This is a genomic window from Pseudomonas sp. SED1, assembly GCF_034044025.1.
Taxonomy (GTDB): domain Bacteria; phylum Pseudomonadota; class Gammaproteobacteria; order Pseudomonadales; family Pseudomonadaceae; genus Aquipseudomonas.
In genome coordinates this window covers 72,732-96,339 of record NZ_JAXCIS010000142.1, presented here as the reverse complement: position 1 = coordinate 96,339, position 23,608 = coordinate 72,732, and the positions used below count along the sequence as shown (strand labels likewise).

General features: G+C 57.9%; 24 protein-coding genes. 15 read left to right on the top strand and 9 right to left on the bottom strand.

Going from position 1 to position 23,608, the window contains the following annotated elements; genetic code table 11:
* Window positions 1-29: 29 nt before the first annotated feature.
* Window positions 30-830 carry an SDR family NAD(P)-dependent oxidoreductase gene (locus SNL23_RS18375; protein ID WP_318303034.1) on the top strand — a complete coding sequence of 267 codons (801 nt, stop codon included), beginning with the start codon at window positions 30-32 and terminating at the stop codon, window positions 828-830.
* A gap of 14 nt (window positions 831-844) precedes the next feature.
* On the opposite strand, the gene SNL23_RS18370 is transcribed toward SNL23_RS18375, so the two are convergent.
* Together SNL23_RS18370 and SNL23_RS18365 are read right to left on the bottom strand one after the other, a co-directional pair.
* Window positions 845-1,099, bottom strand: coding sequence for a hypothetical protein (locus SNL23_RS18370; protein ID WP_318303033.1), 255 nt, complete (start codon window positions 1,097-1,099; stop codon window positions 845-847).
* Between the two features lie 86 nt (window positions 1,100-1,185).
* Window positions 1,186-1,491: a putative quinol monooxygenase gene (locus tag SNL23_RS18365; RefSeq protein ID WP_167663339.1), complete on the bottom strand. Its 306-nt coding sequence runs from the start codon at window positions 1,489-1,491 to the stop codon at window positions 1,186-1,188.
* A 149-nt stretch (window positions 1,492-1,640) separates the two neighbouring features.
* Between SNL23_RS18365 and SNL23_RS18360 the strand changes: the two genes are divergently transcribed.
* Window positions 1,641-3,356 (top strand): amidase, encoded by a 1,716-nt coding sequence (locus SNL23_RS18360; protein ID WP_076016809.1) that lies wholly within the window; start codon window positions 1,641-1,643, stop codon window positions 3,354-3,356.
* Here the strand turns inward: SNL23_RS18360 and SNL23_RS18355 are convergent.
* From SNL23_RS18355 to SNL23_RS18345, 3 genes are all read right to left on the bottom strand, one after another.
* On the bottom strand, window positions 3,347-3,622 hold the full coding sequence (locus tag SNL23_RS18355; protein WP_076016808.1) for a hypothetical protein: 276 nt from the start codon (window positions 3,620-3,622) through the stop codon (window positions 3,347-3,349). The two genes, SNL23_RS18360 and SNL23_RS18355, sit on opposite strands and share 10 nt — an antisense overlap.
* Before the next feature lie 139 nt (window positions 3,623-3,761).
* On the bottom strand, window positions 3,762-5,912 hold the full coding sequence (locus SNL23_RS18350) for a phosphocholine-specific phospholipase C (protein WP_167663342.1): 2,151 nt from the start codon (window positions 5,910-5,912) through the stop codon (window positions 3,762-3,764).
* Between the two features lie 54 nt (window positions 5,913-5,966).
* A complete protein-coding gene (locus SNL23_RS18345) occupies window positions 5,967-7,178 on the bottom strand; it encodes a XylR family transcriptional regulator (RefSeq protein WP_076016807.1) in 1,212 nt (403 codons plus the stop codon).
* A 152-nt stretch (window positions 7,179-7,330) separates the two neighbouring features.
* Between SNL23_RS18345 and xylA the strand changes: the two genes are divergently transcribed.
* From xylA to SNL23_RS18325, 4 genes are all read left to right on the top strand, one after another.
* Entirely contained in the window at window positions 7,331-8,647 is a 1,317-nt protein-coding gene (gene xylA, locus SNL23_RS18340) for a xylose isomerase (RefSeq protein ID WP_167663343.1), read from the top strand.
* Window positions 8,648-8,704: 57 nt separating this feature from the next.
* Window positions 8,705-9,706 (top strand): D-xylose ABC transporter substrate-binding protein, encoded by a 1,002-nt coding sequence (xylF, locus tag SNL23_RS18335; RefSeq protein WP_076016805.1) that lies wholly within the window; start codon window positions 8,705-8,707, stop codon window positions 9,704-9,706.
* A 68-nt stretch (window positions 9,707-9,774) separates the two neighbouring features.
* The gene (gene xylG / locus SNL23_RS18330; protein WP_318303032.1) at window positions 9,775-11,334 is read left to right on the top strand and encodes a D-xylose ABC transporter ATP-binding protein; all 1,560 of its coding nucleotides are present in this window, start codon (window positions 9,775-9,777) and stop codon (window positions 11,332-11,334) included.
* Window positions 11,335-12,471 carry a sugar ABC transporter permease gene (locus SNL23_RS18325; RefSeq protein ID WP_076016803.1) on the top strand — a complete coding sequence of 379 codons (1,137 nt, stop codon included), beginning with the start codon at window positions 11,335-11,337 and terminating at the stop codon, window positions 12,469-12,471.
* 12 nt (window positions 12,472-12,483) lie between these two features.
* On the opposite strand, the gene SNL23_RS18320 is transcribed toward SNL23_RS18325, so the two are convergent.
* The gene (locus SNL23_RS18320; RefSeq protein ID WP_076017135.1) at window positions 12,484-13,233 is read right to left on the bottom strand and encodes a hypothetical protein; all 750 of its coding nucleotides are present in this window, start codon (window positions 13,231-13,233) and stop codon (window positions 12,484-12,486) included.
* 190 nt (window positions 13,234-13,423) lie between these two features.
* Here SNL23_RS18320 and SNL23_RS18315 point away from each other — a divergent pair, with 190 nt between their 5' ends.
* The gene (locus SNL23_RS18315) at window positions 13,424-13,984 is read left to right on the top strand and encodes a fasciclin domain-containing protein (RefSeq protein ID WP_318303031.1); all 561 of its coding nucleotides are present in this window, start codon (window positions 13,424-13,426) and stop codon (window positions 13,982-13,984) included.
* Between the two features lie 56 nt (window positions 13,985-14,040).
* Here the strand turns inward: SNL23_RS18315 and SNL23_RS18310 are convergent, their stop codons facing one another.
* Entirely contained in the window at window positions 14,041-14,238 is a 198-nt protein-coding gene (locus SNL23_RS18310; RefSeq protein WP_318303029.1) for a hypothetical protein, read from the bottom strand.
* A 204-nt stretch (window positions 14,239-14,442) separates the two neighbouring features.
* Between SNL23_RS18310 and SNL23_RS18305 the strand changes: the two genes are divergently transcribed.
* The 5 genes from SNL23_RS18305 (at window position 14,443) to SNL23_RS18285 (ending at window position 18,079) form a co-directional block, all read left to right on the top strand.
* Window positions 14,443-14,811: a hypothetical protein gene (locus SNL23_RS18305; protein WP_318303027.1), complete on the top strand. Its 369-nt coding sequence runs from the start codon at window positions 14,443-14,445 to the stop codon at window positions 14,809-14,811.
* 54 nt (window positions 14,812-14,865) lie between these two features.
* The gene (locus SNL23_RS18300) at window positions 14,866-15,168 is read left to right on the top strand and encodes an ArsR/SmtB family transcription factor (RefSeq protein ID WP_318303025.1); all 303 of its coding nucleotides are present in this window, start codon (window positions 14,866-14,868) and stop codon (window positions 15,166-15,168) included.
* A gap of 61 nt (window positions 15,169-15,229) precedes the next feature.
* A complete protein-coding gene (locus SNL23_RS18295; RefSeq protein ID WP_318303024.1) occupies window positions 15,230-16,222 on the top strand; it encodes a zinc-dependent alcohol dehydrogenase family protein in 993 nt (330 codons plus the stop codon).
* Window positions 16,223-16,262: 40 nt separating this feature from the next.
* Complete coding sequence (locus SNL23_RS18290; RefSeq protein WP_017477095.1) at window positions 16,263-16,517, top strand: hypothetical protein; 255 nt, start codon at window positions 16,263-16,265, stop codon at window positions 16,515-16,517.
* Window positions 16,518-16,750: 233 nt separating this feature from the next.
* The gene (locus SNL23_RS18285; protein WP_318303023.1) at window positions 16,751-18,079 is read left to right on the top strand and encodes an OprD family porin; all 1,329 of its coding nucleotides are present in this window, start codon (window positions 16,751-16,753) and stop codon (window positions 18,077-18,079) included.
* Window positions 18,080-18,207: 128 nt separating this feature from the next.
* Here SNL23_RS18285 and SNL23_RS18280 read toward each other — a convergent pair whose 3' ends face one another.
* Both SNL23_RS18280 and SNL23_RS18275 read right to left on the bottom strand, forming a co-directional pair.
* A complete protein-coding gene (locus SNL23_RS18280) occupies window positions 18,208-18,666 on the bottom strand; it encodes an Hsp20 family protein (protein WP_003219642.1) in 459 nt (152 codons plus the stop codon).
* Window positions 18,667-18,864: 198 nt separating this feature from the next.
* Window positions 18,865-19,293 (bottom strand): N-acetyltransferase, encoded by a 429-nt coding sequence (locus SNL23_RS18275; protein ID WP_318303022.1) that lies wholly within the window; start codon window positions 19,291-19,293, stop codon window positions 18,865-18,867.
* A gap of 280 nt (window positions 19,294-19,573) precedes the next feature.
* Here SNL23_RS18275 and SNL23_RS18270 point away from each other — a divergent pair, with 280 nt between their 5' ends.
* From SNL23_RS18270 to SNL23_RS18260, 3 genes are all read left to right on the top strand, one after another.
* The gene (locus SNL23_RS18270; RefSeq protein ID WP_318303054.1) at window positions 19,574-20,485 is read left to right on the top strand and encodes a bifunctional GNAT family N-acetyltransferase/nucleoside diphosphate kinase regulator; all 912 of its coding nucleotides are present in this window, start codon (window positions 19,574-19,576) and stop codon (window positions 20,483-20,485) included.
* A 639-nt stretch (window positions 20,486-21,124) separates the two neighbouring features.
* The gene (locus SNL23_RS18265; RefSeq protein ID WP_318303021.1) at window positions 21,125-22,429 is read left to right on the top strand and encodes an HD domain-containing protein; all 1,305 of its coding nucleotides are present in this window, start codon (window positions 21,125-21,127) and stop codon (window positions 22,427-22,429) included.
* Window positions 22,416-23,600, top strand: coding sequence for a DNA methyltransferase (locus SNL23_RS18260; RefSeq protein ID WP_318303020.1), 1,185 nt, complete (start codon window positions 22,416-22,418; stop codon window positions 23,598-23,600). Before SNL23_RS18265 ends, SNL23_RS18260 begins: the two co-directional genes overlap by 14 nt.
* Window positions 23,601-23,608 lie beyond the last annotated feature (8 nt).

The following is a 23,608-nucleotide window of genomic DNA, read 5'->3' as shown; positions in this document are numbered from 1 at the left end:
GGTTGAGTACTCATCTATTGGAGCCGTTCATGTCGACCCCCGCTTCCACAAAAATTGCCCTCATCACTGGCGCGTCTTCCGGTATTGGCGCTGTGTATGCCGACCGATTGGCCGCTCGCGGCTACGATTTGATATTGGTCGCCCGTCGCGAAGACCGCCTCAAAGCCCTGGCGGCGAAGATCACTCAAGCCCACGGGCGGCAGGTCCAGACCCTCGGTGCCGACCTGGTTAACCCCGCCGACCTCGCCCGTGTCGAAAGCCTGCTCGCCAGCAACCCGGCAATCCACGTGCTAGTGAATAACGCTGGCCTGGCGCGCCTGCACCCGCTGGCTCAATCCTCGGTCGAGGACTCCATGACCCAGATCGCCTTGAACATCACCGCCCTCACCCGCCTGACCCACGCGGCGTTGCCGGGCATGCTCGTGCGCAATGAAGGTGTGATCATCAACGTGGCGTCGGTGTTGGCCGTGCACTCGCTGCCTGTCAGCTCCGTGTACAGCGGCACCAAGAGCTATGTCCTGGCGTTCAGCCGTGGCTTGCAATCGGAACTGGCGGAAACCGGGGTGAAGGTGCAGATCGTGTTGCCGGGGTCTACCGCTACCGAGATCTGGGACGAGTCGGGCATTCCGCTTTCCGCCCTGCAACAAGAGTCGATCATGACCACCGAACATCTGGTGGACGCGGCGTTGGCCGGGCTTGACCAGGGTGAGACGATCACCTGGCCGTCGGTGGCCGATGGTTCGTTGTGGGATACCTATGACGCGGCGCGGGGTGCGTTGTTTGCGGCAACGCAGACGGGTAAGCCGGCACCTCGGTACGAGATTGTCTGAGGCGCCCGTTGGTTTTATTGAATACCGATGGAAAACCGCCGCACAGTCTGCTCCTCACGGGGCAGGCTGATGTCGCCTTCGTAGGTGCACTCGCGGCCGGTGCAGCTGTTTTCCACGGTCACCGGCGCAACGCTTTTGACCGGGAAGCGCGGCTTGGGCTCAGCCTGGGGCGTTAGAGGTACGGCGCTGAGGACCGGCGCCTCGTAGGTCAGGTCCAGGTTGGACGCCTGGGCCGGGGTGGCCAGAGCGGCGAGCAGTGCGCTCGCCATGACAGTCCTTGTAAACAACATCGAGATCTTTCCGGGCAGCAAAAAATGAAGGGCCGATGATAAACCCTGGAGCCGCCGGATTGAAGTCAGGGCGTCTGGACGGCGGGTTCCAGCACCAGTACGTTGGCGGGGCCCGCACGGAATGTCGGGTTGTGCTTGGCGGCTTCCAGCATGTGAGGGGCCGCGTGGTGATCCTTGAGCGCCGCCTTTGAAGCCCACGTCTCGATCAACACAAAACTGTCGCTGTTGCCGTCAACCGGGTGCAGGTCGTACTGGATGCAACCCGCTTCGGCCCGCACCAGCGGCGCCAGTCCGGCAAAGGCGGCCAACTGGTCCGCACCCCGCCCAGGCTGGGTATTGATGATGACGACAAGCCGCACTTCATCGGACATAAACCGCACCGTTATCGATAAGGAAATTGAAGGGCCACAGTAAGGGATGCCATTCTCTGGCGCTATGAAAAATCTATCAGTAAGCTACTTTGACTGAATGGCTTGAGTCAGCACTCAACCCCTCCCCTTTTCTGCCCGGCGATAACCACGTGATCGAAGTAACCGAAGTTTCCATTGCCCAGCTGCGCGCTGCGCTAGAGTCCGGCCAGACCACGGCGGTTGAACTGGTAGAGGCCTACCTCGCCAGAATCGACGCCTTCGATGCCCCAAACACCGCCACCGCCCTCAACGCCGTGGTGGTGCGCAATCCTCAAGCGCTGGAGGAAGCCCGCGCGTCCGATGCACGCCGGGCCAGCGGTAAAATCCTCGGCCCGCTCGACGGCATTCCCTATACAGCCAAGGACAGCTACCTGGTCAAGGGCCTCACGGCCGCCTCCGGCAGCCCGGCTTTTGCCAACCTGACCGCGTATCGCGATGCGTTCACCATTGAGCGGCTACGGGCCACCGGCGCCATTTGCCTGGGCAAGACCAATATGCCGCCCATGGCCAATGGCGGCATGCAGCGCGGTGTATATGGCCGGGCAGAAAGCCCGTACAACGCCGACTACCTGACCGCACCGTTCGCTTCGGGCTCCTCCAACGGTGCCGGCACGGCCACTGCGGCCAGCTTCGCGGCATTTGGCCTGGCGGAAGAAACCTGGTCCAGCGGGCGCGGCCCGGCCTCCAACAATGGCCTGTGTGCGTATACACCGTCCCGTGGCGTGATCTCGGTGCGCGGTAACTGGCCGCTGACCCCGACCATGGACGTGGTCGTGCCCTACGCCCGGACCATGGCCGACCTGCTTGAAGTGCTTGATGTAGTAGTGGCGGAAGACCCCGACACGCGCGGCGACCTGTGGCGGATGCAACCCTGGGTGCCAATCCCCAGCGTCGCTTCGGTTCGCCCCGAATCCTATGGCGCCCTGGCAGCGACCGGCGATGCGCTCGCCGGCAAACGCTTCGGCGTGCCACGCATGTACATCAACGCCGACCCCGAAGCCGGCACCAGCGACGACCCGGGAATCGGTGGCCCCACCGGCCAGCGCATCAACACCCGCGCCTCGGTCATTGACTTGTGGGAAGCCGCGCGCAAGGCACTCGAAGCAGCCGGTGCAGAAGTGATCGAGGTGGATTTCCCGCTGGTTTCCAATTGCGAAGGCGATCGCCCGGGCGCACCGACAGTGTTTACCCGAGGCCTGGTGTCGAAGGAATTTCTGCACGATGAATTGTGGGAACTGTCCGCCTGGGCGTTCGATGATTTTCTGCGTGCCAACAATGACCCTGCATTGAACCGCCTGGCCGATGTCGACGGCCCGAAAATTTTCCCCCACGACCCCGGCACCCTGCCCAACCGCGAAGACGACCTGGCCGCCGGCATGGACGAGTACGTGCGCATGGCCGAGCGCGGCATCACGCCGTGGGACAAGATCAGCACCGTGCCCGACGGCCTGCGTGGCCTGGAACAGACACGGCGCATCGACCTTGAAGACTGGATGGATAAGTTGGGGTTGGACGCGGTGATTTTTCCGACCGTCGCCGACGTAGGCCCGGCGGATGCGGATGTGAATCCCGCGTCGGCGGATATCGCGTGGAGCAACGGTGTGTGGGTGGCCAACGGCAACCTCGCCATCCGCCACCTGGGCGTACCGACAGTGACGGTGCCGATGGGCGTTATGGCGGACATTGGCATGCCGGTGGGGCTGACCTTTGCCGGTCGGGCTTATGATGATTCGGCGTTGCTGCAATTGGCGTCGGCGTATGAGTCGACAGGGAGCAAGCGCCGGGTGCCGCCGCGTACGCCGATGTTGGTGGCTCGTCAGGCCTGATCGGTTTCGCTGCTGATGTTGCGCATCAACCGATCGGCTTCCGACCCGGGTTCAAAGCGAAAGCCGCTCATCTCATCGAGGAGCAGGCAATCGCTGATCGCCTCCCACAGTTGCTCTTGGGTTGGCTTGTTGCGCAGCAGAATGTACGAGAGCAAAAGTCGCTCAATGGGAACGCCTCGATTGGAGGCGGTTTCAATGATTGCCAGCAGGATAAAGCGCAGTCGAACTTCCCGCTCCGTGGGCCATACCGTTTTTCGCTTACCCAATGCCGGGCCTCAGTTTCAGGAAAAACGTGAGGCTATTGCCGAGGGCGGTGTTGTTTCAAGCACTGCATGGGGAGAAAGCCCTGCTCCTACGGAAAACAGGGAAAGGGCTTACGAAATCCCCCCAGCGATCAACAGCCTTTTACACCCGCTTACCCATCAACGGATCACTGATACTGTGCGCTCCCGTCTCGATGCGCCCCGCCACTCGCCGCACCCAACCATGCTCGTCACGCAGTTTGAAGTCATACCACCCCCCATTCGGCTGGCATGAGAACGTGCGTTGCACTGTACTGCCGCCCGCAATCTCCAGCAGCCAGGGCCCCTGCTTGGTGTAAGGGCAGCGCTCGATGGTCACCGAGGCAGCACGCTTGCCGGGGTTGACCAGGGTCAGCAGCAAGGTGTCGCCGTGATACGCCAGGGATAACTCGGGTTCGCGACGCTGTAGGTGCCCTTTGAACGAGCGGTGGAAGCCATTCGGCCCCAACAGCCAAAGCTTGTAGGCACCCGCGACTTGCCAGGTGTCGCTGAGGTGTTTGCCGGCCTCTACCGTGTAGCGGCGTGGTACCTCGTCCAGGTGCAGGCGGTCGTAGACGTGGAACACCACGCCTTGTTCGCCATTGTTGAAGAAGTCGAGGCTCACAGAGCTGGCGCGACGGTCAACCGAGCCCTCGACGTTCAACTGGTACGGCAGCGCTCGGGAGGGCCGGGCCATTCGCGCCTGGAACGGCGCCTGTTGCTGGCCCACCGTTGGCAGGGCGACCTGGGGCAGTTGCTCCTGGCGTTGGCGCAGGGAGTCGGCGGCCTGGCGGCTGATGGTGTGCAGCGGCGGCAGGGTCTCGGTGTTGGGGTTGACGAAGTTGAAGGCTGAGGTGAGGTCGCCGCACACGGCGCGGCGCCAGGCGCTGATATTGGGCTCGCGTACGTGGAAACGCTTCTCCAGGAATTGCAGCACGGAGGTGTGATCAAACGCCTGGGAGTTGACCCAGCCACCACGGCTCCACGGTGACAGCACCAGCATCGGCACTCGCGGGCCGGGTCCGTACACGCCGCCGTCGGGTGCGGGTTGCTGAGTCGTGCCGGGGGGTGCCGGGTGGGTGAAAATTTCGCTGTCGAACTTCACTGTGGACTTGCCTGCAAAGCTGCCGTCCAGGCGTTTGGATGGAGCCGATGGCGACGGCACATGGTCGAAGAATCCATCGTTTTCATCGTAGTTGACCAGCAACACGGTCTTGCTCCAAACGTCCGGATTAGCGGTCAACGCCTTGAGGATTTCCTGGGTGAACCAGCCACCCTGCACCGGGCTGGAAGGCCCGGGATGTTCGGAGTAATTGGCCGGGGCCACCAGCCAGCTGACCTGAGGCAGGCGCCCGTCGTTCACGTCCTTGCGAAAGCCCTGGATGATCGCCTCGAGGTCGCTGCCGCTGACGGCCGGGAGCGTGTTGCCGTTGCCTTTGTAAAGCGGCACGCGGGCATTAAGTTGGTCGCTGTAAGGCACAAAGTCTTTGAAGTCCTTCGGTGGCACCGCGGGGTTGCCGGCCGCGACACTGGCCGCGCGAAACTGACGAAATCCGGCCAAGGGGTTGTCGCCAAAGTTATCCGGCAAGTACTGATAAATCTTCCAGCTCACGCCCGCCTCTTCCAGGCGCTCAGGATAGGTTTTCCAGGTGTAGCCCACGCTCACGGCACCGGGGCCGTCCCATTCGTTGACCACCGCCGCCACGTTCGCGCCAGTCGGGCCGTTGGTGCCGGTCCAGTGGAACAGGCGATTGGGATTCGTGCCGGCGTGCACCGAACAATGGTAGGCATCGCACAAGGTAAAGGTGTTGGCCAGGGCGAACTGGAACGGCACTTCCGGCTCGCGGTAGTAGCCCATCGAGGTGGGCGTCTTGTACGTCGGCCAGGCATTCATCCGGCCACTGCCCCACGCGGCATGCTCATCGCTCCAGGAATGGGGCGTGCCGTCGACCCGCTGCGCGTTGCCACGGGAACTGTCCAGGTGATAGGGCAAAATCCGCCGCCCGACACCCTGCTGCTCCCACACCCGGTGCCCGCCCGGCAGCGGAATGGTGAAGCGGTCACTGAACCCGCGCACGCCGGGCAAGGTGCCGAAGTAATGATCGAATGAGCGGTTTTCCTGCATCAGGATCACCACATGTTCGACGTCCATGATGGTGCCGGTACGGTTGTTGGCGGGGATCGCCAGGGCCTGGCGAATGGAGTCGGGCAACAGGGTGTAGGCGGATCCGATGGCAGCTGCCTGCAGCAGCTTTCTGCGTGTAAGAGTCGGCATAAGACGATTCAATCCCTTGAGGTTCTGGAGCAAGGCTCAGGACAAAATAGGGACTCAAGGCGACAAAGAAATGACATCGTTCGAATCGCGTTCAACCTGCCCCACCTGATACTCCCTCGGCGTACACCCGAACTCACGCTTGAACACCGTGTGCAGGTACTGCGCGGATTTGAACCCGCAGTCGTAGGCAATATCAGCAATGCCGGCCCCGGTATTTTCCAGGCTCGCAACCGCCGCCGCGAGCTTGAAGCGCAGGATTTCGTCGTGGACGCTGCGATTCAGTTCGCTGCGAAAATGCGCTTCCAGGGACGAACGCGACACCCCGACGTAGTTGGCGACCTGGGCGGTCTTGATGCCCTGGCAGGCGTACTGGCGAATGAAGTGCAGCGCCTGCATCACGTAGGGATGGCCGAGGGGTTGGTGCAGGCTTGAGGTCTGCACGTTGACCGCTTCCGGCGGCACCAGGATCTGGCTGCCCGCCGACGGCATGCCATGCAACATCTGGTGCAGCAAGCGTGCGGCGGTGCGGCCCATTTTTTCGGTGCCCTGGATCACCGAACTCAGCGGCACGCGAGTCAGGGTGCGGGTCAGCGGGTCGTTGTCGATGCCGATCAGTGCCACTTGCTCCGGCACCGGGATGCCGGCGGTGAGGCACGCTTGCAGCAACTGCCGGGCACGGGCGTCGCTGACCGCGATGATGCCGATGGGCTTGGGCAGGCTGTGCAACCAGGCGATCTGCTGCTCCACCGCCGAATCCCACAGCGGTGCGCTGGTGCCCAGCCCGCGATACACCTCCACGGGCAGGCCATCGCGCTCCAGCAGGCGGCGAAAGGCTTTTTCGCGCTCCTGGGCCCAGCGGTTGATATCAGCTTGCGGCAGGCTGAAACAGGCGAAGCGCGTCAGCCCGGCTTCGATCAGGTGTTCATAGGCCAGCTTGATCAGGGCGAAATTGTCGGTGGCCACGTACGGAATATGCCGTGGGTAAGCCCGCTCATCTTCATAAGACCCGCCCACCGCCACCACCGGCACATGCACACCCGCCAGCGCGGGGCCCATCGCCGGGTCGTCGAAGTCGGCGATGATCCCGTCGCCATGCCAGCGCTCGATGCCCTTGAGCCGGCAGACGAAATCCTCTTCCAGAAACAGATCCCACGACACCCGCGTACTGCTCAGGTAGTTGCCGATCCCGGTGATGATGCCGCGATCGTAGATCTTGTTGCCGTTGAACAGCAGGGCAATCCGGTGCACTGGCGGGACGGTTTTCACAGGGCGGCTCCAGGGGAGGTGTCAATCAACTATGCGCCCAAAGCTACTCAAAATCGAACCCCGCTCTGGTGATTTTCATAATCGGTTGGCCGGGGGCCGTTGCTAGTATCGAGGCAAGGTTAACGTGCACTCATAACAACAAGGATCTGGCGATGCCCTACTTTCCCGCTGTCGATAAAATCCTTTACGAAGGCCCGCAAAGCGACTCTCCCCTGGCCTTCCGGCACTACGATGCGAACAAACTGATCCTCGGCAAACCGATGCGCGAGCACCTGCGGATGGCCGCGTGTTATTGGCATAACTTCGTCTGGCCCGGCAGTGACATGTTCGGTTCCGGCACCTTCCAGCGGCCCTGGCAGCAACCGGGGGAAGCCATGCAGGTGGCGCGCGGCAAAGCCGATGCCGCGTTTGAGTTTTTCTCCAAGCTGGGCATCGACTACTACAGTTTCCACGACACCGATGTCGCCCCCGAAGGCACCAGCCTGGCGGAGTACCGCAACCACTTTGCGCAGATGGTCGATGAACTCGAACGCCATCAGGAAGAGACCGGCATCCAGCTGCTGTGGGGCACGGCCAACTGCTTCAGCAACCCGCGCTTTGCCGCCGGCGCCGCGAGCAATCCCAACCCCGAGGTGTTTGCCTATGCGGCGGCTCAGGTGTTCAGCGCGATGAATGCCACCCACCGCCTCAAGGGTTCCAGCTATGTGTTGTGGGGCGGCCGCGAAGGCTACGAGACCCTGCTCAATACCGACCTCAAGCGCGAGCGCGAACAACTCGGGCGCTTTATGCGCATGGTGGTCGAGCATAAATACAAGATCGGCTTCACCGGCGAGCTGTTTATCGAGCCCAAGCCACAGGAGCCGACCAAGCACCAGTACGACTACGACAGCGCCACCGTGTTTGGCTTCCTGCATCAGTTCGGCCTGGAGAAAGAGATCAAGGTCAACATCGAGGCCAACCACGCCACCCTCGCCGGCCACAGCTTTCATCATGAAATCGCCACCGCCGCGTCCCTGGGGATTTTCGGCAGCATCGACGCCAACCGCGGCGACCCACAGAACGGTTGGGACACCGACCAGTTCCCCAACAGCGTCGAGGAACTGACCCTGGTCACCTACGAGGTACTCAAGGCCGGTGGTTTCAAAGGCGGCGGCTACAACTTCGATTCTAAAGTGCGTCGCCAAAGCCTCGATGAAGTGGACCTGTTCCATGGCCACGTGGCCGCGATGGACGTGCTGGCGTTGTCCCTGGAACGCGCAGCCGCCATGGTCCAGAACGATGCCCTCGAGCAGTTCAAGGCCCAGCGTTATGCTGGCTGGGACCAATCGTTCGGACGTTCCGTACTCGGCGGTGACTTCAGCCTGGAATCGCTGGCCGAGCATGCCTTTAGCCATGAACTCAACCCAAAAGCCGTCAGTGGCCGCCAGGAAATGCTCGAAGGCGTGGTCAATCGCTTTATCTATCCATGACCGCTACGCTCCAGGTCCAGAAGTGCGTCTAAACAACAATAAAAGGGACTCACCATCATGAAACACCTGAAAACCGTCTTATTCACCAGCGTTCTGGCACTGCTTTCCAACTCGGTCATGGCCGACGCGGCCCATCCGAAAATCGGCTTTTCCATCGACGACCTGCGCCTTGAGCGCTGGGCGCGCGACCGTGATTACTTCACCGCCGCCGCCGAGCAACTGGGCGCCAAGGTCTATGTGCAATCGGCGGACGCCAACGAACAGCGGCAGATCTCGCAGATTGAAAACCTGATCTCCCGGGGCGTCGATGTGATTGTGATCGTGCCGTTCAATGCCACGGTGCTGAACAACGTGGTGGCCGAGGCCAAGAAAGCCGGGGTGAAAGTGCTGTCCTATGACCGGCTGATTCTGAACGCCGATATCGACGCCTACATCTCCTTCGATAACGAAAAGGTCGGCGAGATGCAGGCCCAGGGCGTGTTGAACGCGCAGCCTAAAGGCAACTACTTCCTGCTGGGCGGCGCACCTACCGACAACAACGCGAAGATCCTGCGCCAGGGCCAGATGAAGGTGCTGCAGCCTTCGATCGACAAGGGCGACATCAAGATTGTCGGCCAGCAATGGGTCAAGGAATGGAACCCCACCGAAGCCCTGAGCATTGTCGAAAACGCCCTGACCGCCAACAGCAATAAAATCGACGGCATCGTCGCCTCCAACGACGCCACCGCCGGCGGCGCGATCCAGGCCCTGGCGGCACAAAAACTCGCGGGCAAGGTACCGGTCTCCGGCCAGGACGCCGACCTCGCCGCGATCAAGCGCGTGATCGCCGGCACCCAGACCATGACCGTCTACAAGCCCCTGAAGCTGCTGGCGACAGAGGCGGCCAAGCTCTCGGTGCAACTGGTGCGTGACGAGAAACCGGCCTACAACTCGCAGTACGACAACGGCAGCAAACAGGTGTCGAGCATCCTGCTCAAGCCGACCGCATTGACCAAAGACAACGTGAACGTGCTGGAAGAAGACGGGTTCTACACCAAAGCGCAAATCGCCGGGCAGTAAGCGTACGGCTCACTGCAGGGGCAGCTTGAGGCCGCTCCTGCCTTTTCGCTGTGGAATGAGTGCCCGCCATGTCCGACTACCTGCTGGAAATGAACAACATCGTCAAAACCTTCGGTGGCGTCAAAGCCCTGAATGGCATCGACATCAAGGTAAAACCCGGGGAATGCGTGGGGTTGTGCGGCGAGAACGGCGCCGGCAAATCGACCCTGATGAAGGTGTTGTCGGCGGTGTATCCCCATGGCACCTGGGACGGCGAAATCATCTGGGACGGCCAGCCGCTGCGCGCCCATTCCATCGCCGAAACCGAGGCCTGCGGCATCGTGATCATCCACCAGGAACTGACCCTGGTGCCCGACCTCTCGGTGGCCGAAAACATCTTCATGGGCCACGAGCTGACACTGCCCGGCGGGCGCATGAACTACCCCGCCATGATGCACCGCGCCGAAGCCCTGATGCGCGAGCTGAAAGTGCCGGACATGAACGTCGCCCTGCCCGTTTCTCAATACGGTGGCGGCTACCAGCAACTGGTGGAAATCGCCAAGGCCCTGAACAAGCAGGCGCGCCTGCTGATCCTCGATGAACCCTCGTCGGCGCTGACCCGCTCGGAAATCGAGGTGCTGCTGGACATCATCCGCGGGCTCAAGGCCAAGGGTGTCGCCTGCGTGTACATCTCCCACAAGCTCGATGAAGTCTCGGCCATCTGCGACACCATCGCGGTGATCCGCGACGGCAAGCACATCGCGACCACAGCCATGGCCGACATGGACGTGTCGCGCATCATCACGCAGATGGTCGGCCGTGAGATGAGCAACCTCTACCCCACCGAACCCCACGCCGTCGGCGAGGTGCTGTTCGAGGCGCGCCACATCACCTGCTACGACGTCGATAACCCGGGCCGCAAGCGCGTGGACGATGTCTCGTTCAGCCTGCGCCGTGGCGAAATCCTCGGTATCGCCGGGCTGGTGGGCGCGGGCCGCACGGAGCTTGTGTCGGCGCTGTTCGGCAGCTACCCCGGGCGCTACGAAGGCGAGGTGTGGCTGGACGGCAAACCGATTGATACGCGCACGCCGCTGAAGTCGATTCGCGCGGGGCTGTGCATGGTCCCGGAAGACCGCAAGCGCCAGGGCATCGTGCCGGACCTGGGCGTCGGGCAAAACATCACCCTGGCGGTGCTGGACAGTTTCTCGCACCTGACGCGCATCGATGCCGAGGCGGAACTGGGCAGCGTCGAGCAGGAAATCAAACGCATGCACCTGAAGACGGCGAACCCGTTCCTGCCGATCACCAGCCTCTCCGGTGGCAACCAGCAGAAAGCCGTATTGGCCAAGATGCTGCTGACCAAACCCCGGGTGTTGATCCTCGACGAACCCACCCGCGGCGTGGATGTGGGCGCCAAATACGAGATCTACAAATTGATGGGCGCGCTGGCGGCCAAAGGCGTGTCGATCATCATGGTGTCCTCGGAGCTGGCCGAAGTACTGGGAGTGTCTGACCGGGTACTGGTGATCGGCGAAGGCCAACTGCGCGGCGACTTCATCAACCAGGGCCTGACCCAGGAACAGGTACTCGCCGCCGCCCTCAGCCAACCAAACGGGCATGACAATAATAATGATCGGAAGTCCGCGTAAATGAACCAGGTCAAACAGCTTTTCACCCGCTACAAAATGCTCGCCCTGTTGATCGCCGTGGTGCTGATCTGGGTGTTTTTCAGCTGGCAGACCGAAGGCGGTTTCCTGACCCCGCGCAACCTGTCGAACCTGCTGCGGCAGATGTCCATCACCGGCATTCTGGCGTGCGGCATGGTGCTGGTGATCATCAGTGGCGAGATCGACCTGTCGGTGGGCTCGATGCTCGGCTTGCTCGGCGGTGTCGCGGCGATTCTGGATGTGGTCTATCACGTGCCGCTGCCGCTCAACCTGGCCATCGTCGCCCTCTGCGGCTTGTTGATTGGCCTGGGCAACGGCTACATGACTGCGTACCTGCGCATTCCTTCGTTCATCGTCGGGCTGGGCGGCATGCTGGCGTTTCGCGGGGTGCTGCTGGGCATTACCGGCGGCACCACGATTGCGCCGGTGTCGCCGGAACTCGTGTACATCGGCCAGGGCTATTTGCCGACGGTGGTCGGGGTGATTCTCGGCGTATTGCTGTTCGGGCTGACAGTGTTCCTGACCTGGCGCCAACGCCACAACCGCGCCCTGCACGGGCTGGCACTGCCGTCGATGCTGCGGGACAGCGTGCGTGTGGTGCTGATCGGTTTCGTGCTGGCCGGCTTCGTCTACACCCTCAACAGCTACGACGGGATTCCCGTGCCAGTGCTGCTTCTGTTGGTGCTGCTGGGGGTGTTCAGTTACGTCACCAGCCAGACCGTGTTCGGCCGCCGCATCTACTCGGTGGGCAGCAACATGGAAGCCACGCGCCTGTCCGGGATCAACGTGCAGGCGGTCAAGCTGTGGATCTTCGGGATCATGGGCGTGATGTGCGCTCTCGCCGGGCTGGTCAACACCGCGCGCCTGGCGGCCGGTTCACCTTCGGCGGGCAACATGGGCGAACTGGATGCCATCGCGGCATGTTTCATTGGCGGCACATCGATGCGTGGCGGTTCGGGCACGGTGTACGGCGCCCTGCTCGGCGCGCTGGTGATCAGCAGCCTGGACAACGGCATGTCGATGCTCGATGTCGACAGCTACTGGCAGATGATCGTCAAGGGCAGCATTCTGGTGCTGGCGGTGTGGGTGGATGTGAGTACGCGGACGGGGAGGCGCTGAGTATGCGGCGCGTTACTGCACCGGCAGGAAATTCATCAGCAGCAAGCTTTGCGCGTAGTTGAGACCAATGCGCCGGTAGCGCTCGTCTTGCATCTGGGTCAACAGGTCGAGGCGCGCGACGATCTTACCGAATTCGACGGCGAAACTGAGGTTGCTGCCCGCCTCCGAGATCTCGTTGGAAAACAGCAACAGCGAGCCATTGGCGTCCTGGCGCTGGCTGAGCAGCCAGGTGGCCTTCTCGATATTGCGCGCGGCATTGCTGACGAACTGGGGGTTGATCGAGTCCGTTATATAAAACTCGGTGCGCCCGCCATGTGCTGTCACCAGCATGCTGCCGATCGCGTAGATGAAGGCGCCCACACGGTCGCCGCGGAATTCCGGGCTCAGGGAATAGCTTAGCGCCGCCAGGTCACGGCGATCCCCAAGGGCGGGCAGCGGCTGGCGAAGTTCGATGGCCTGGCGGATTTGCCGGGCGGCGGTCACAGCGTCTGGGTAACCCGATTGACGCCACTGGTTGGGGTTGCGCAGGTAGAGTTTGCTCATCAGCAAATACAGGCTTTGCAGGTTGTCGCGCATGCTCAGGGTGGCCATGCGATCGACGCTGGTCTGGAAGAACTCGTCGGGCTTGCCGTTGCTGAACTGCGTGGCAATATCGCGCCCCATCTGCTGGCTGCAACCGTTGGCGCAAAGCATCAAAACCGCAGCGAGCCACAGCGGCTGGCGCATCCATCGAGTGATAAAAACAGGTAACGTGCGATCCATCGGCATCAGGTCTGGGTCTTCTGTCCACGCCGGGAATTAGTGTGGTCGGGACAGAGATAGAGCAGGAGATCGGGAAAAAGTGCGACGGGACGCCCAAACGAATAATTTTTCGAGGCATGCATCCACTTTGCTCCTTGGTACGTAGATTCAATACCCTCAACCGGGGGAACAAGAACCAAGGAGATACATCATGCATGCTTTCTACAAAAAAATTGCTGCCGTCGCCTGCTTCACGATCCTCTCCATCACAACCACCCTCAGCGTTGCCGCCGACACCGTGATGGTGGGCGGTGCGGCGATGTATCCGACGAAAACCATCGTCGAAAATGCCGTCAACTCAAAGGATCACACCACTCTGGTGGCGGCGGTCAAGGCAGCCGGACTGGTTGATACCCTTAACAGCAAAGGCCCGTTCACCGTATTCGCACCGACCAACGAAGCCTTCGCCAAACTCCCGGCAGGCACCGTAGATACGCTGGTGAAACCTGAGCACAAAGCCGACCTGACGAAAATCCTGACCTACCACGTGGTGCCTGGCACCCATACCTCTGCGCAACTGATGGCCGAGGCCAAGAAGAACGGCGGCATGGTGATGTTGAAAACCGTGCAGGGGGAATCGCTGACGATCAAGCTGCACGACGGCAAGCTGTGGGTGGTGGATGCCAAGGGTGGCAAGGCCAGCATCAGCATTGCGGATGTGATGCAGTCCAACGGCGTGATTCATGTGGTTGATTCGGTGCTGATGCCGTAATCGCCGCTCGACACCGAAAAGCCCGGCGCAATGTGCGTCGGGCTTGTTCGGATTTGTCAGTTGTCGGGGTGTTCGCTTGCGACAGAATCGGCGGCGTCTACATCCGACATATCCTCTTCCAGAGGGGCGTCGTCGTCCGCTGGTAGAGGTACTTCAGGTTGATCGCGCCGAGGATCATGCCCGGTTTCATTGTCTGTACCACGGGTTACGCCCTGCTGGGATACGTTTCCAGGGGCCTTCTCGTCAATTTCCATGCTGGCTCTCCGTTCTGGCGCGCGGGATGTCCGTGCTTGAACATGAGAAACGGTGCGGGCTCGCGAGTGCCGGGCAATGGACGAACGGTGGGGGTAATTTCCGCTTCAGAGAAAGACGTGGGCTCGCTTGGACAGGACTTGAAATGCTGAAGGGTTGCCGGTATTTGTGTGCGCCTCAAGCAAGCAAGGAAGGGCTGACTCGCGATGCTCACGCAAACGTCAATGGCTGCAATGGCGCTGATTTTTATCTGCGCTCCCGTAGCCGCCGATACCTATTCGGATCTCAACACCCCTGACAAATCGGGCTTCATGTGGGGGCAGGTTTATCAGCGCACTAAAACAGCTTGCGGCACCCTGCCCCAGGATCTTGAAGACGACTACGCCAAAGCGATTCGACTCCTTTCAGAGTCCTCTGCGGAGTTTGGCCCAACCTATCAGGATGGCCTGAAGCCTAGCGTGAAGAAAGGTCCTCCTGAGTCCGCCGAGGAAATGGAAGACATGTGTATCAAAGGTCAGTCAGGTCTCAGGAACCAGGTAAAGCTCGCCAGGTATTGGTTTACGGCGAAATGGTAGCAATGACACAGACCTGCACATTGACATATCGGTAATTCTCGATATGATCGCGCCATGGACTTACTCGAAATATTCAAAGCACTCTCAAACCAGACACGCCTCGAAATCCTGAAAGGTTTGAAAGATCCCGAAAAGAACTTCCCGCCTCAAGATGAAGGTGACGTTCACACGGTGGGTGTGTGTGTCAGCAGCATCCAAGAAGGTATCGGACTCTCGCAGTCGACGGTGTCCGGTTACCTTGCAACCCTGCAGCGAGTGGGCCTGGTGGAAGCCCGGCGTATCGGCCAGTGGACCTACTACAAGCGCAATGAAGCAACCATCAGCATGCTTGCCGAAGTCATGGGGAAAGAGCTGTAAATTTTCGCCCCATGATATCTAGATTTCGCGATATCCCTTTTTATCGAAATGAGGAAATACAGTGAAAGCGTTGATACTCAATTCATTTGGCGGCCCGGAATCGTTTGAACTGTGCGACGTGCCCAAGCCAGTGCCACACGCAGGACAAGTCCTGGTGCGCGTACACGCAACCTCCATCAACCCGCTGGATTATCAGGTCCGGCGTGGCGACTATTCTGACTGGGTGCCGTTACCAGCCATTACCGGGCATGACGTATCGGGTGTTGTTGAAGAAGTCGGGCCGGGGGTTACGACCTTCGCGCCCGGCGATGAAGTCTGGTACACCCCGCAAATTTTCGAAGGCCCGGGCAGTTATGCCGAGTACCACGTGGCGCACGAAAGCATTATCGGGAAGAAGCCCTCTTCGCTGAGTCACCTTGAGGCAGCAAGCCTGAGCCTGGTCGGCGGGACAGCCTGGGAAGCATTGGTGGTGCGTGCGGCACTCAAAGTGGGAGAAAGCATCCTGGTGCACGGCGGCGCAGGAGGCGTCGGCCATGTGGCGATCCAGCTGGCAAAAGCCATGGGCACCAAGGTGTTCACAACCGTGCGCGAAGTGAACGTCGAGTTCGCACGAAGCATGGGCGCCGATGTGATCATCGACTACGAAAAGGAGGATTATGTCGACGTCATCCAGCGAGAAACGGCTGGTCGTGGAGTCGATGTCGTGTTCGATACCATCGGCGGCAACACGTTATCGCGCAGCCCGGACGCGCTTGCGCAGCTGGGGCGCGTGGTCTCGATTGTGGACATTGCACACCCGCAAAACCTGGTTCAGGCCTGGGGCAAGAACGCGAGTTATCACTTCGTTTTCACACGACAGAACCGCGGCAAACTGGATGAAATGAGCGCACTGATAGCCAACGGTAAACTGCGCCCACATCTTGGCGCGGTCTATTCGCTTGCCGACATCCCACTCGCCCATTCCCGGCTGGAGAGCCCTAACAACGGCATCCAAGGAAAAATCGCGATTGCCGTGTCTTCCGAGTTACAGGAGGATTGGCGCAACGGTGTCTGAGCTGATGGCACTGAACCACTTCTTTGGAGAGCACGGGTAAATGGCAGAACTGATGGAAATGCTCGACGGCCCAAGGACCGCACAGCAGGAGCTGTTCTACGACCTCGAAGATGCGATGGCCGTTATCGCCTGGTCGGTCAATGAGCTGGCCAGTATCGCCGGGGTCGCCAAATCACCCGACGAAGCTGTCGCCCTCATGAAGATGGGCGCCCTGCTCGCGGCTCAGCAGGAAAAGCTCAGCGGGTACGCGGATGAGGTGAAGGCGGGAAGGATTGTGCGGGGGGAGGATCAATAGCGGTCAATGCGCTACGCAACCAACAACCTTTCACATCCCTTTCACAGTCGAGCGCTTATGGTTACCCCAGCTCCTAAGTGAACACCTTTAAGCCCGCACTCCCCATCGCGGGCTTTTCTTTGCCTGGAATTCAGTAAAAGGGATATCAAAACATTCATCCAGTTTCATTTGTTGATGGCCTGGGCTGTCGCCTTAATGCTCCAACACGAACTCGTGCACAGGAGCAAAAAATAATGAAAAAACGTCAACCGTTACTTCAGCTCAATACCTTGGCAGTGGCGCTGGCATTTGCCTTGCCGGCCATGAGCTACGCCAGCGATCAGTCCGACTCCAAGGGCTTCGTCGCGGACAGCAGTTTGAATATCCTCAACCGCAACGTGTTCTGGAACCAGAACGGAAGCAGCGCCCACACCCGTGACTGGAGCCAGGCGCTGATGGCAACCTACAGCTCGGGCTTCACCCAAGGCACCATCGGCATCGGCATCGATGCGTTTGCCGACCTGGCATTGCGCATCGACGGGGACACCGACCGTGCCGGCGGCCCGACCATACCCTCCGACGCCAATGGCAATCCGGATCGAGGCTATGCGAAGGCCGGCGGAGACATCAAGTTCCGTGTTTCCAACACCACGCTCAAGGTCGGCGACCTGCAGCCTACATCGCCGGTGTTCGCCACCGCCGACAACTACCTGATGCCCCAGACCGCATCAGGCTTCCAGATCGACAGCCATGAAATCACCGGCCTGAACCTGGAGGCTGGTCACTACACCTCCGGCACCGGTAACACCACCACCTCGCGCAGCGGCGACATTCTTGCCAGCTATGCAGGTGTGGCTGCGTCGTCGGCCAGCTTCGCGGGGGGCAAATACCAGTTCAGCAAGGAATTCACCGCGTCGCTGTATGGAGCGCACCTGGAAGATGTCTGGAACCAGTACTACGTCAACCTGAACCTTGTTCATCCACTGACCGATGACCAATCCGTCGCGCTGGACTTCAACCTCTATCGCACACTGGACGACGGCAGCGCCAAGGCCGGCACCATCGACACCACCGCCGCCTCGCTGGCGGCTGCCTACACCCTGGGGGCGCAGACCTTCACGCTGGTCGGGCAAAAGGTGCATGGTGACGAGCCGTTCGACTACGTCGGCTTTGGGGAGACCAACGCCGGAGTCGGTTCCGGCCGCTACGGCAACTCGATCAACCTCGCCGACTCCGTGCAGTACTCCGACTTCAACGGCCCGGGCGAGCGGTCCTGGCAGATGCGCTATGACCTGGACATGGGCACCTTCGGCGCCCCCGGCCTGAGCTTCATGGCCCGTCATATTCGCGGTGCCGGCATCGACGGTACGCATACTCCCGGCAATTCGGCCTACACCGGGTTCTATGGTGCCAACGACCAGGAACACGAAACCGACGCCGAAGTGAAATACGTGGTGCAGAGTGGCCCGGCCAAGAAGCTGTCCTTCCGCTTGCGGGAAGCTTGGCACGATGGTGATGCGTCCACCGGGGGGCATCTGGTGCAGACGCGGCTGATTACCGAGTACCCGATGAATATCTTCTAAACAGACGGGATTGCCCGGTTGATGGATCGACTGGGTACTCTGCGTGGCCAGGTATTGCTCGGCAGGCATTTTGATTCCACACACACAAAAAAGGCGCTACCAAGAGCGCCTTTTTTGTTACCGCTGACTTATTGCAAACTAACCTGACGCAGTTCGGGCTCTTTCCCGCTGCCAATCGTGATGCGCTTGGGCTTGGCCTCTTCAGGAACCACGCGCAGCAAGTCGATGCTTAACAGCCCGTTGTTCATCGAAGCACCGCGCACCTCGATGTGGTCTGCCAGACGGAACGACAACCGAAATGCTCGTTGCGCGATGCCCTGGTGCAGATAAGTGACTGCTTTCTCGGTTTCGCGCTTGTCGCCAACGACTGTCAAAACGCCCTTCTCGACCTGAATATCCAGGTCCGCTTCAGTAAGCCCAGCGACTGCAATGACAATGCGATATTCGTCATCACCGTGCTTTTCCACATTGTGAGGCGGATAAGTGTTCGGAGCCTCGCTGCGAAGCGCCGACTCAAACAGGTCATTGAAGCGATCGAAGCCCACGGATTGGCGGAACAAAGGGGCCAACGAAAGGGTAGTAGCCATCTCAAAATCTCCTGATTAAATCCAAGTGATTAAGTGCGCGACCCGCATTCGGCGTCGCGTGATGAAAATTTATGTTCGCCGGGAAAACTTTCAAGAGGGCAGATAAAAATTTTTACATTTGAGCCAGCCAGGAACGGCCGGCTCGATTGGATAAACAGGCCGCCCGCCTATGTGAAGCGCCCTTCGTGACGACTTTGTTCAACTGCAGCCCCAGCGCATCGTGAACTCTTGCTGGCCTGTAACTGGATCGAGCGACTCAGCAACCGTTGAAAAGCCACCAGCCTGATAAAAAGCTATCGCTCGGTCGTTGGCACTGTAGACATTCAGTTCAAGGGACGAGCGCAAGCGCTTGGCTTCGTCCAGTAACTGTCGACCTAAACCACGTCCTTGGGCTTCAGGACTGACAAACAAAGCAGCTAGACGATTCTCATGCAACGACAAAAAACCAAGTACCCGACTGTCCTCTTCAAGTATTAGGGTTTCGGCTTGTGGCAGGTAATGATCGCGCATGGCACCTAATTGCTCGCGCCAGAACGCTTCAGGGACAAAATCGTGCGCCTTAATCGAAGCGACCAGCCAAAGATTGAGGACGTGGTCAATGTCGCTGGGATGATAGCGGCGGATCATACTGAGTTCCTGTAGATGCAGTCGTGAATTATCCGTAAAGACACGTTTTATTGTGCGTCAATTCGCGACCACATTTAAAGACTCTTTGGCTGACGAAAACGAGTCGGCTTCATCGAGGCTTGAGTGCTTGACTGGTTCGGGTTCAGCAAGCGGTGGTCTCTTGGAACTCTCTGGCGTGTTCGCCATTACTCGCGGTATGTCTTAAAATATCCGGTTGCCGAAGAACCGCCATGACATATCCATGAAGGGCTTCAATCCTTTACAAATAAGTGTGGTTAAGATGAACAAGCCTTTCATTTCGCTGTGCCCTGAAATTACTCGGGCGCACGCGCTGACGTTGATGGATTGGTTAGAGGATGAACGCATCACCTGCTATCTGAGCGATTCGCGTCATGTCTCCCGCTCCATTGAGCAAGTCATTGATCGGACTCAGCTGCCGATCCTGACTCATCTATTCAACCGGGGCGGCAGATTCTTTATGGCCTATGACCAGCATGACGCCCCGGTGGGTTTTGTCCGTCTAATCAAGACCGGCTCAAATTGCGAGATAGTCCTGGTCATCGGAGACAGCGACAAATGGGGTCGAAATCTTGGTGCCCGCACGATCCGCGAAGGCATGAAACTGGCCTTCCTCGACATGCGGGCCAAGAAGCTCATCGCCAAGATTCACCCGGACAACTCGCGCTCGCTGAAAGCCTTTCTGCGCAGCGGCTTTATGCTTGAGAGCGAAACGCCGACATTGAAGTCATTTTCCATGACGGCGGCGCGCTATCTCCAGTTCTTGCGCGAAGGAGCCGGTAGCGACTCCACCAGGATCTACATCACTGAAATCGACAAGGCCAGGCTCGAGGAACTAATTGCGTTCGAGCAAGGCCCGGCGGTTGTTGAACTCGAACATGAGCTGGAGCGAGCCATTGTCGTCAAGCCGCAGCAGGTGGCGTGCAATGTCATCACGATGAACTCCAGGGCGTTGCTGCAACTGGACGACGAAGAGTTCGAAGTGGCCTTGGTCTACCCTGAAGACGCGGACAGCAACGCAGGGAAGCATTCCGTGTATTCCGACATAGGCGCCGCCATCCTTGGCTATCAGGAGGGAGACGCCATCGACTGGCGAATTTCCGATCGGACCCGCCGGATTGAGATCAAGAAAGTGCTTTATCAGCCGGAGGCTGCGGGCCATTTCCACCTATAACGGCGCCTTTTTCTCAGTATTCGCCCATCAGACGCGAGGATTCCCCAAAGGAAGGCGCCTCGCTTTCCGTGTCTGAGCGGCCTGTTGTAGGGTCAAGGGTAGGAGCGGAGCCAGTTGCGAAAAGCAGGAGGCGGTAGAACAGACCTAGCCGGCTCCTGCGACAGTTTTAATTCTCTAAGTTCAAAGCGTTCAACCTCTTCACCGGAGTGATTAGCTTTTTGAGCGCCATGGTAACGTAGAAGCGAATCCACCGCTTGCTGACACAGAGACTCGCCCTTCTCGACTAGCTCATCAAAACTTTTATGCCCCCCTACGTACGCTCGACATCTGATGCAGATCGCTTAATTCCGGGCTTAAATGCGCGGTCAGACTCATCCAGGAACGCTGGAAATTGGGGCGCTCCTTCATTTTCAGGCTAGCACACGCACTCGACAAGCGAGCGCGCGTTCCAACCAGGCAAAACTCTTGATCCAACCATGATGCCCCTAGGCACGAATGTAAAATCATGTGTCAGACCACTCGAACATAAGGGCTACAACTTGGGAGGACATGGGCTATCCGTATGATCTGCGAGCCTTTAACGTGTACAATTGAAAAATTTGGGTAGCACCCACCGTTACGCTTGAAATGAAGGGCCTTATGGAATTCCACGACATTTTGCATGGGATCATACGGTTTTCGGATGAAAACCTAACCGCTTTACTCGCTGATCTTATCGACAGCCCAGAGATCCATCGGCTGCGCAATATGCGTCAAATGAATTTTGATGTACCCCTTATCCAAGAACTTGGTAGATCCCGACGCCTGCCTCATTCCATCGGAGTTACATACTTAGCGGTTGAGCTTGCACACAATAGTAACCTTGGCCCTGACGCGACAAAAGCTCTGCTAGCAGCAGCAATTCTTCATGACGCCGCCATCCCGCCTTATGGTCACTTAGTAGAATCAGAACTTAAGCGAGTTGCACCTAACTTCAATCATGAAGAGACGCTTTCACAGCTAATTCGTGGGGTGATCGGCGAAGGTAATGACTATGAAGAAATAGTCCCTGGAAAACAGCTTCAACTCGCAAAAATTTTGCGAAAGCATAACGTTGACCAAAACGCTGTGATCAGTTTAGTTTGTCCAAAAAAAGGGACTCACAGCGCTGTATCTGCTGATATTGACATTGACAACATTGATAACGTTCACCGCATGGCAGCAATGCTTGGCTGGGATAAAGCCAGAGAAAACATAGTTGAAATACGAAAACACATGCGACTTAACAACAAGTCAGGACTATCCTTCGGCCGAGAAGCCATAAAGCCGCTTCAACAATGGTTAGATTTCAGACAACGCATTTACACTATGATAATAGCGCATCCAGAGTGCATCCCATACAACGCACTTCAAACCGACCTTGTCCGTCTAGCAGTTGATAGCAACATAATAACTCCTGAAAACTGGTATATGACAGAACCAGAATTCGAGGAGAGACTGCGACAGCACGAAAGTACAAAACTTCTTGCGCAACAGTTGATATCCGGCTGCGAATACCACCTCGTTGATTATGTATGGTTCAAAAACTTCAACACATCAAAAAAATTAAAAAATGCTGAAATCGCCGAATTCATGGCTGAAAAGGTGAAAGTTCCTTTCAATGATTCCGGCTATTTTGTATGGAATGAAAAAAGCTTAATCTGTAGAGAAATAAAAATCTCCATCGATAACGGCTCAGAAATAGAAACGCTAGGAGAAAACTCTACGAGCTGTATGGTCGCACTAATTAAAAAGACGCAAGGCAAAGCTAAACTACTAAAAAAAGATATAAGTGATTGGAGAGATGAAGCAACAACATCTTTCATCAATCTTTTTGAAGTTGATACTTTCGAAGCTGAATTCCCAGAAACATATAAAGGAAGCTTCTTCGCAGAAACGGACGAGCTGCACTTTGAACTCAACTGAACATTTAGAAAGCATTGACTGGTCATTCCCAAATCAAAGCAATTCGGGAATACACTCTCTTCATTGGTACCCGGCAACTTACATAGCTGCAATACCGGGCACTCTGATTCCTGCTTTTACTCAAAAGAACGACATCATTTTAGACCCGTTCAATGGATCTGGAACTACTGGTGTCGAGGCAATAAGGCTCGGTAGAAAATTTATAGGAATCGATACCAACCCAATTGCTTTACTTATGAGCGAGGCTAAACTTTTTTTCCCAGATCCAAAAAGTTTGCGCAAGCAAATCGATCAAATTATAAATCAGTCGGAAGATTTATTTGGAACGCTCCACCCCGAGCCACACCCTCATGAAGAAGAGCTAAGAGATTGGTATCACCCGGACACTTTATTTACACTAAATCGTCTTTTAACATCTATCCTCGAGACCCCGAGCCCTCAACTAAGAAAATGCCTGCTCGCGATATTTTCAGGAATACTAAAAAACACGTCCTCGCAAGGGCGGCACTGGGGTTGGGTTTGCGATAACGTCAAGCCAAAAACTTTCGAAATAGTGTCGAAGGATGCTCTGTTAATATTCAGAAACGCTTGCAATGAATATCTAAAAGTCACAGAGCTATCACATAACGCAGTTCAAGTACATCTTGAAGGCGAAACTAGAGCACAAACACGCTCTCGGTACAAACTATTAGCGGGCGATTGCGTAGCTAATATGAAAGCCATTAAAAGCGAACATGTCGATTTCATTATGACATCACCTCCATATTATGGTGTAGCCGACTATGTAAAATCTCAGCGGCTTAGCTACTTATGGTTCGACAAGGACGAGCTTGCCGCAGAACGACTGGGTTTCAGAGACTTCGAAAAACTCCGAGCTGTTGAATCGGGCGCTAGATCCAATCGATTTAGAAAAGATAGTCATGAGCGTTATATGAACTTCATCACTAACTTTTTCGAACAAAGTTTTCGCATACTAAAGAAAGGCTCTTCAATGGCGTTAGTGGTTGGAGAATCTCAAGCTAGAGCATCAACGACCGAAGACCTTATCACCACTGCAATTCAGCGTGGCTTCTCCCTTGCCTTGAGAAAAGAAAGAAATATAAAGATAAGCCGCAGGCGCTTGATGGCTAAAGTCAAGTGCGAAGACATCCTGATATTTGTTAAAAATTAAATTCCGAG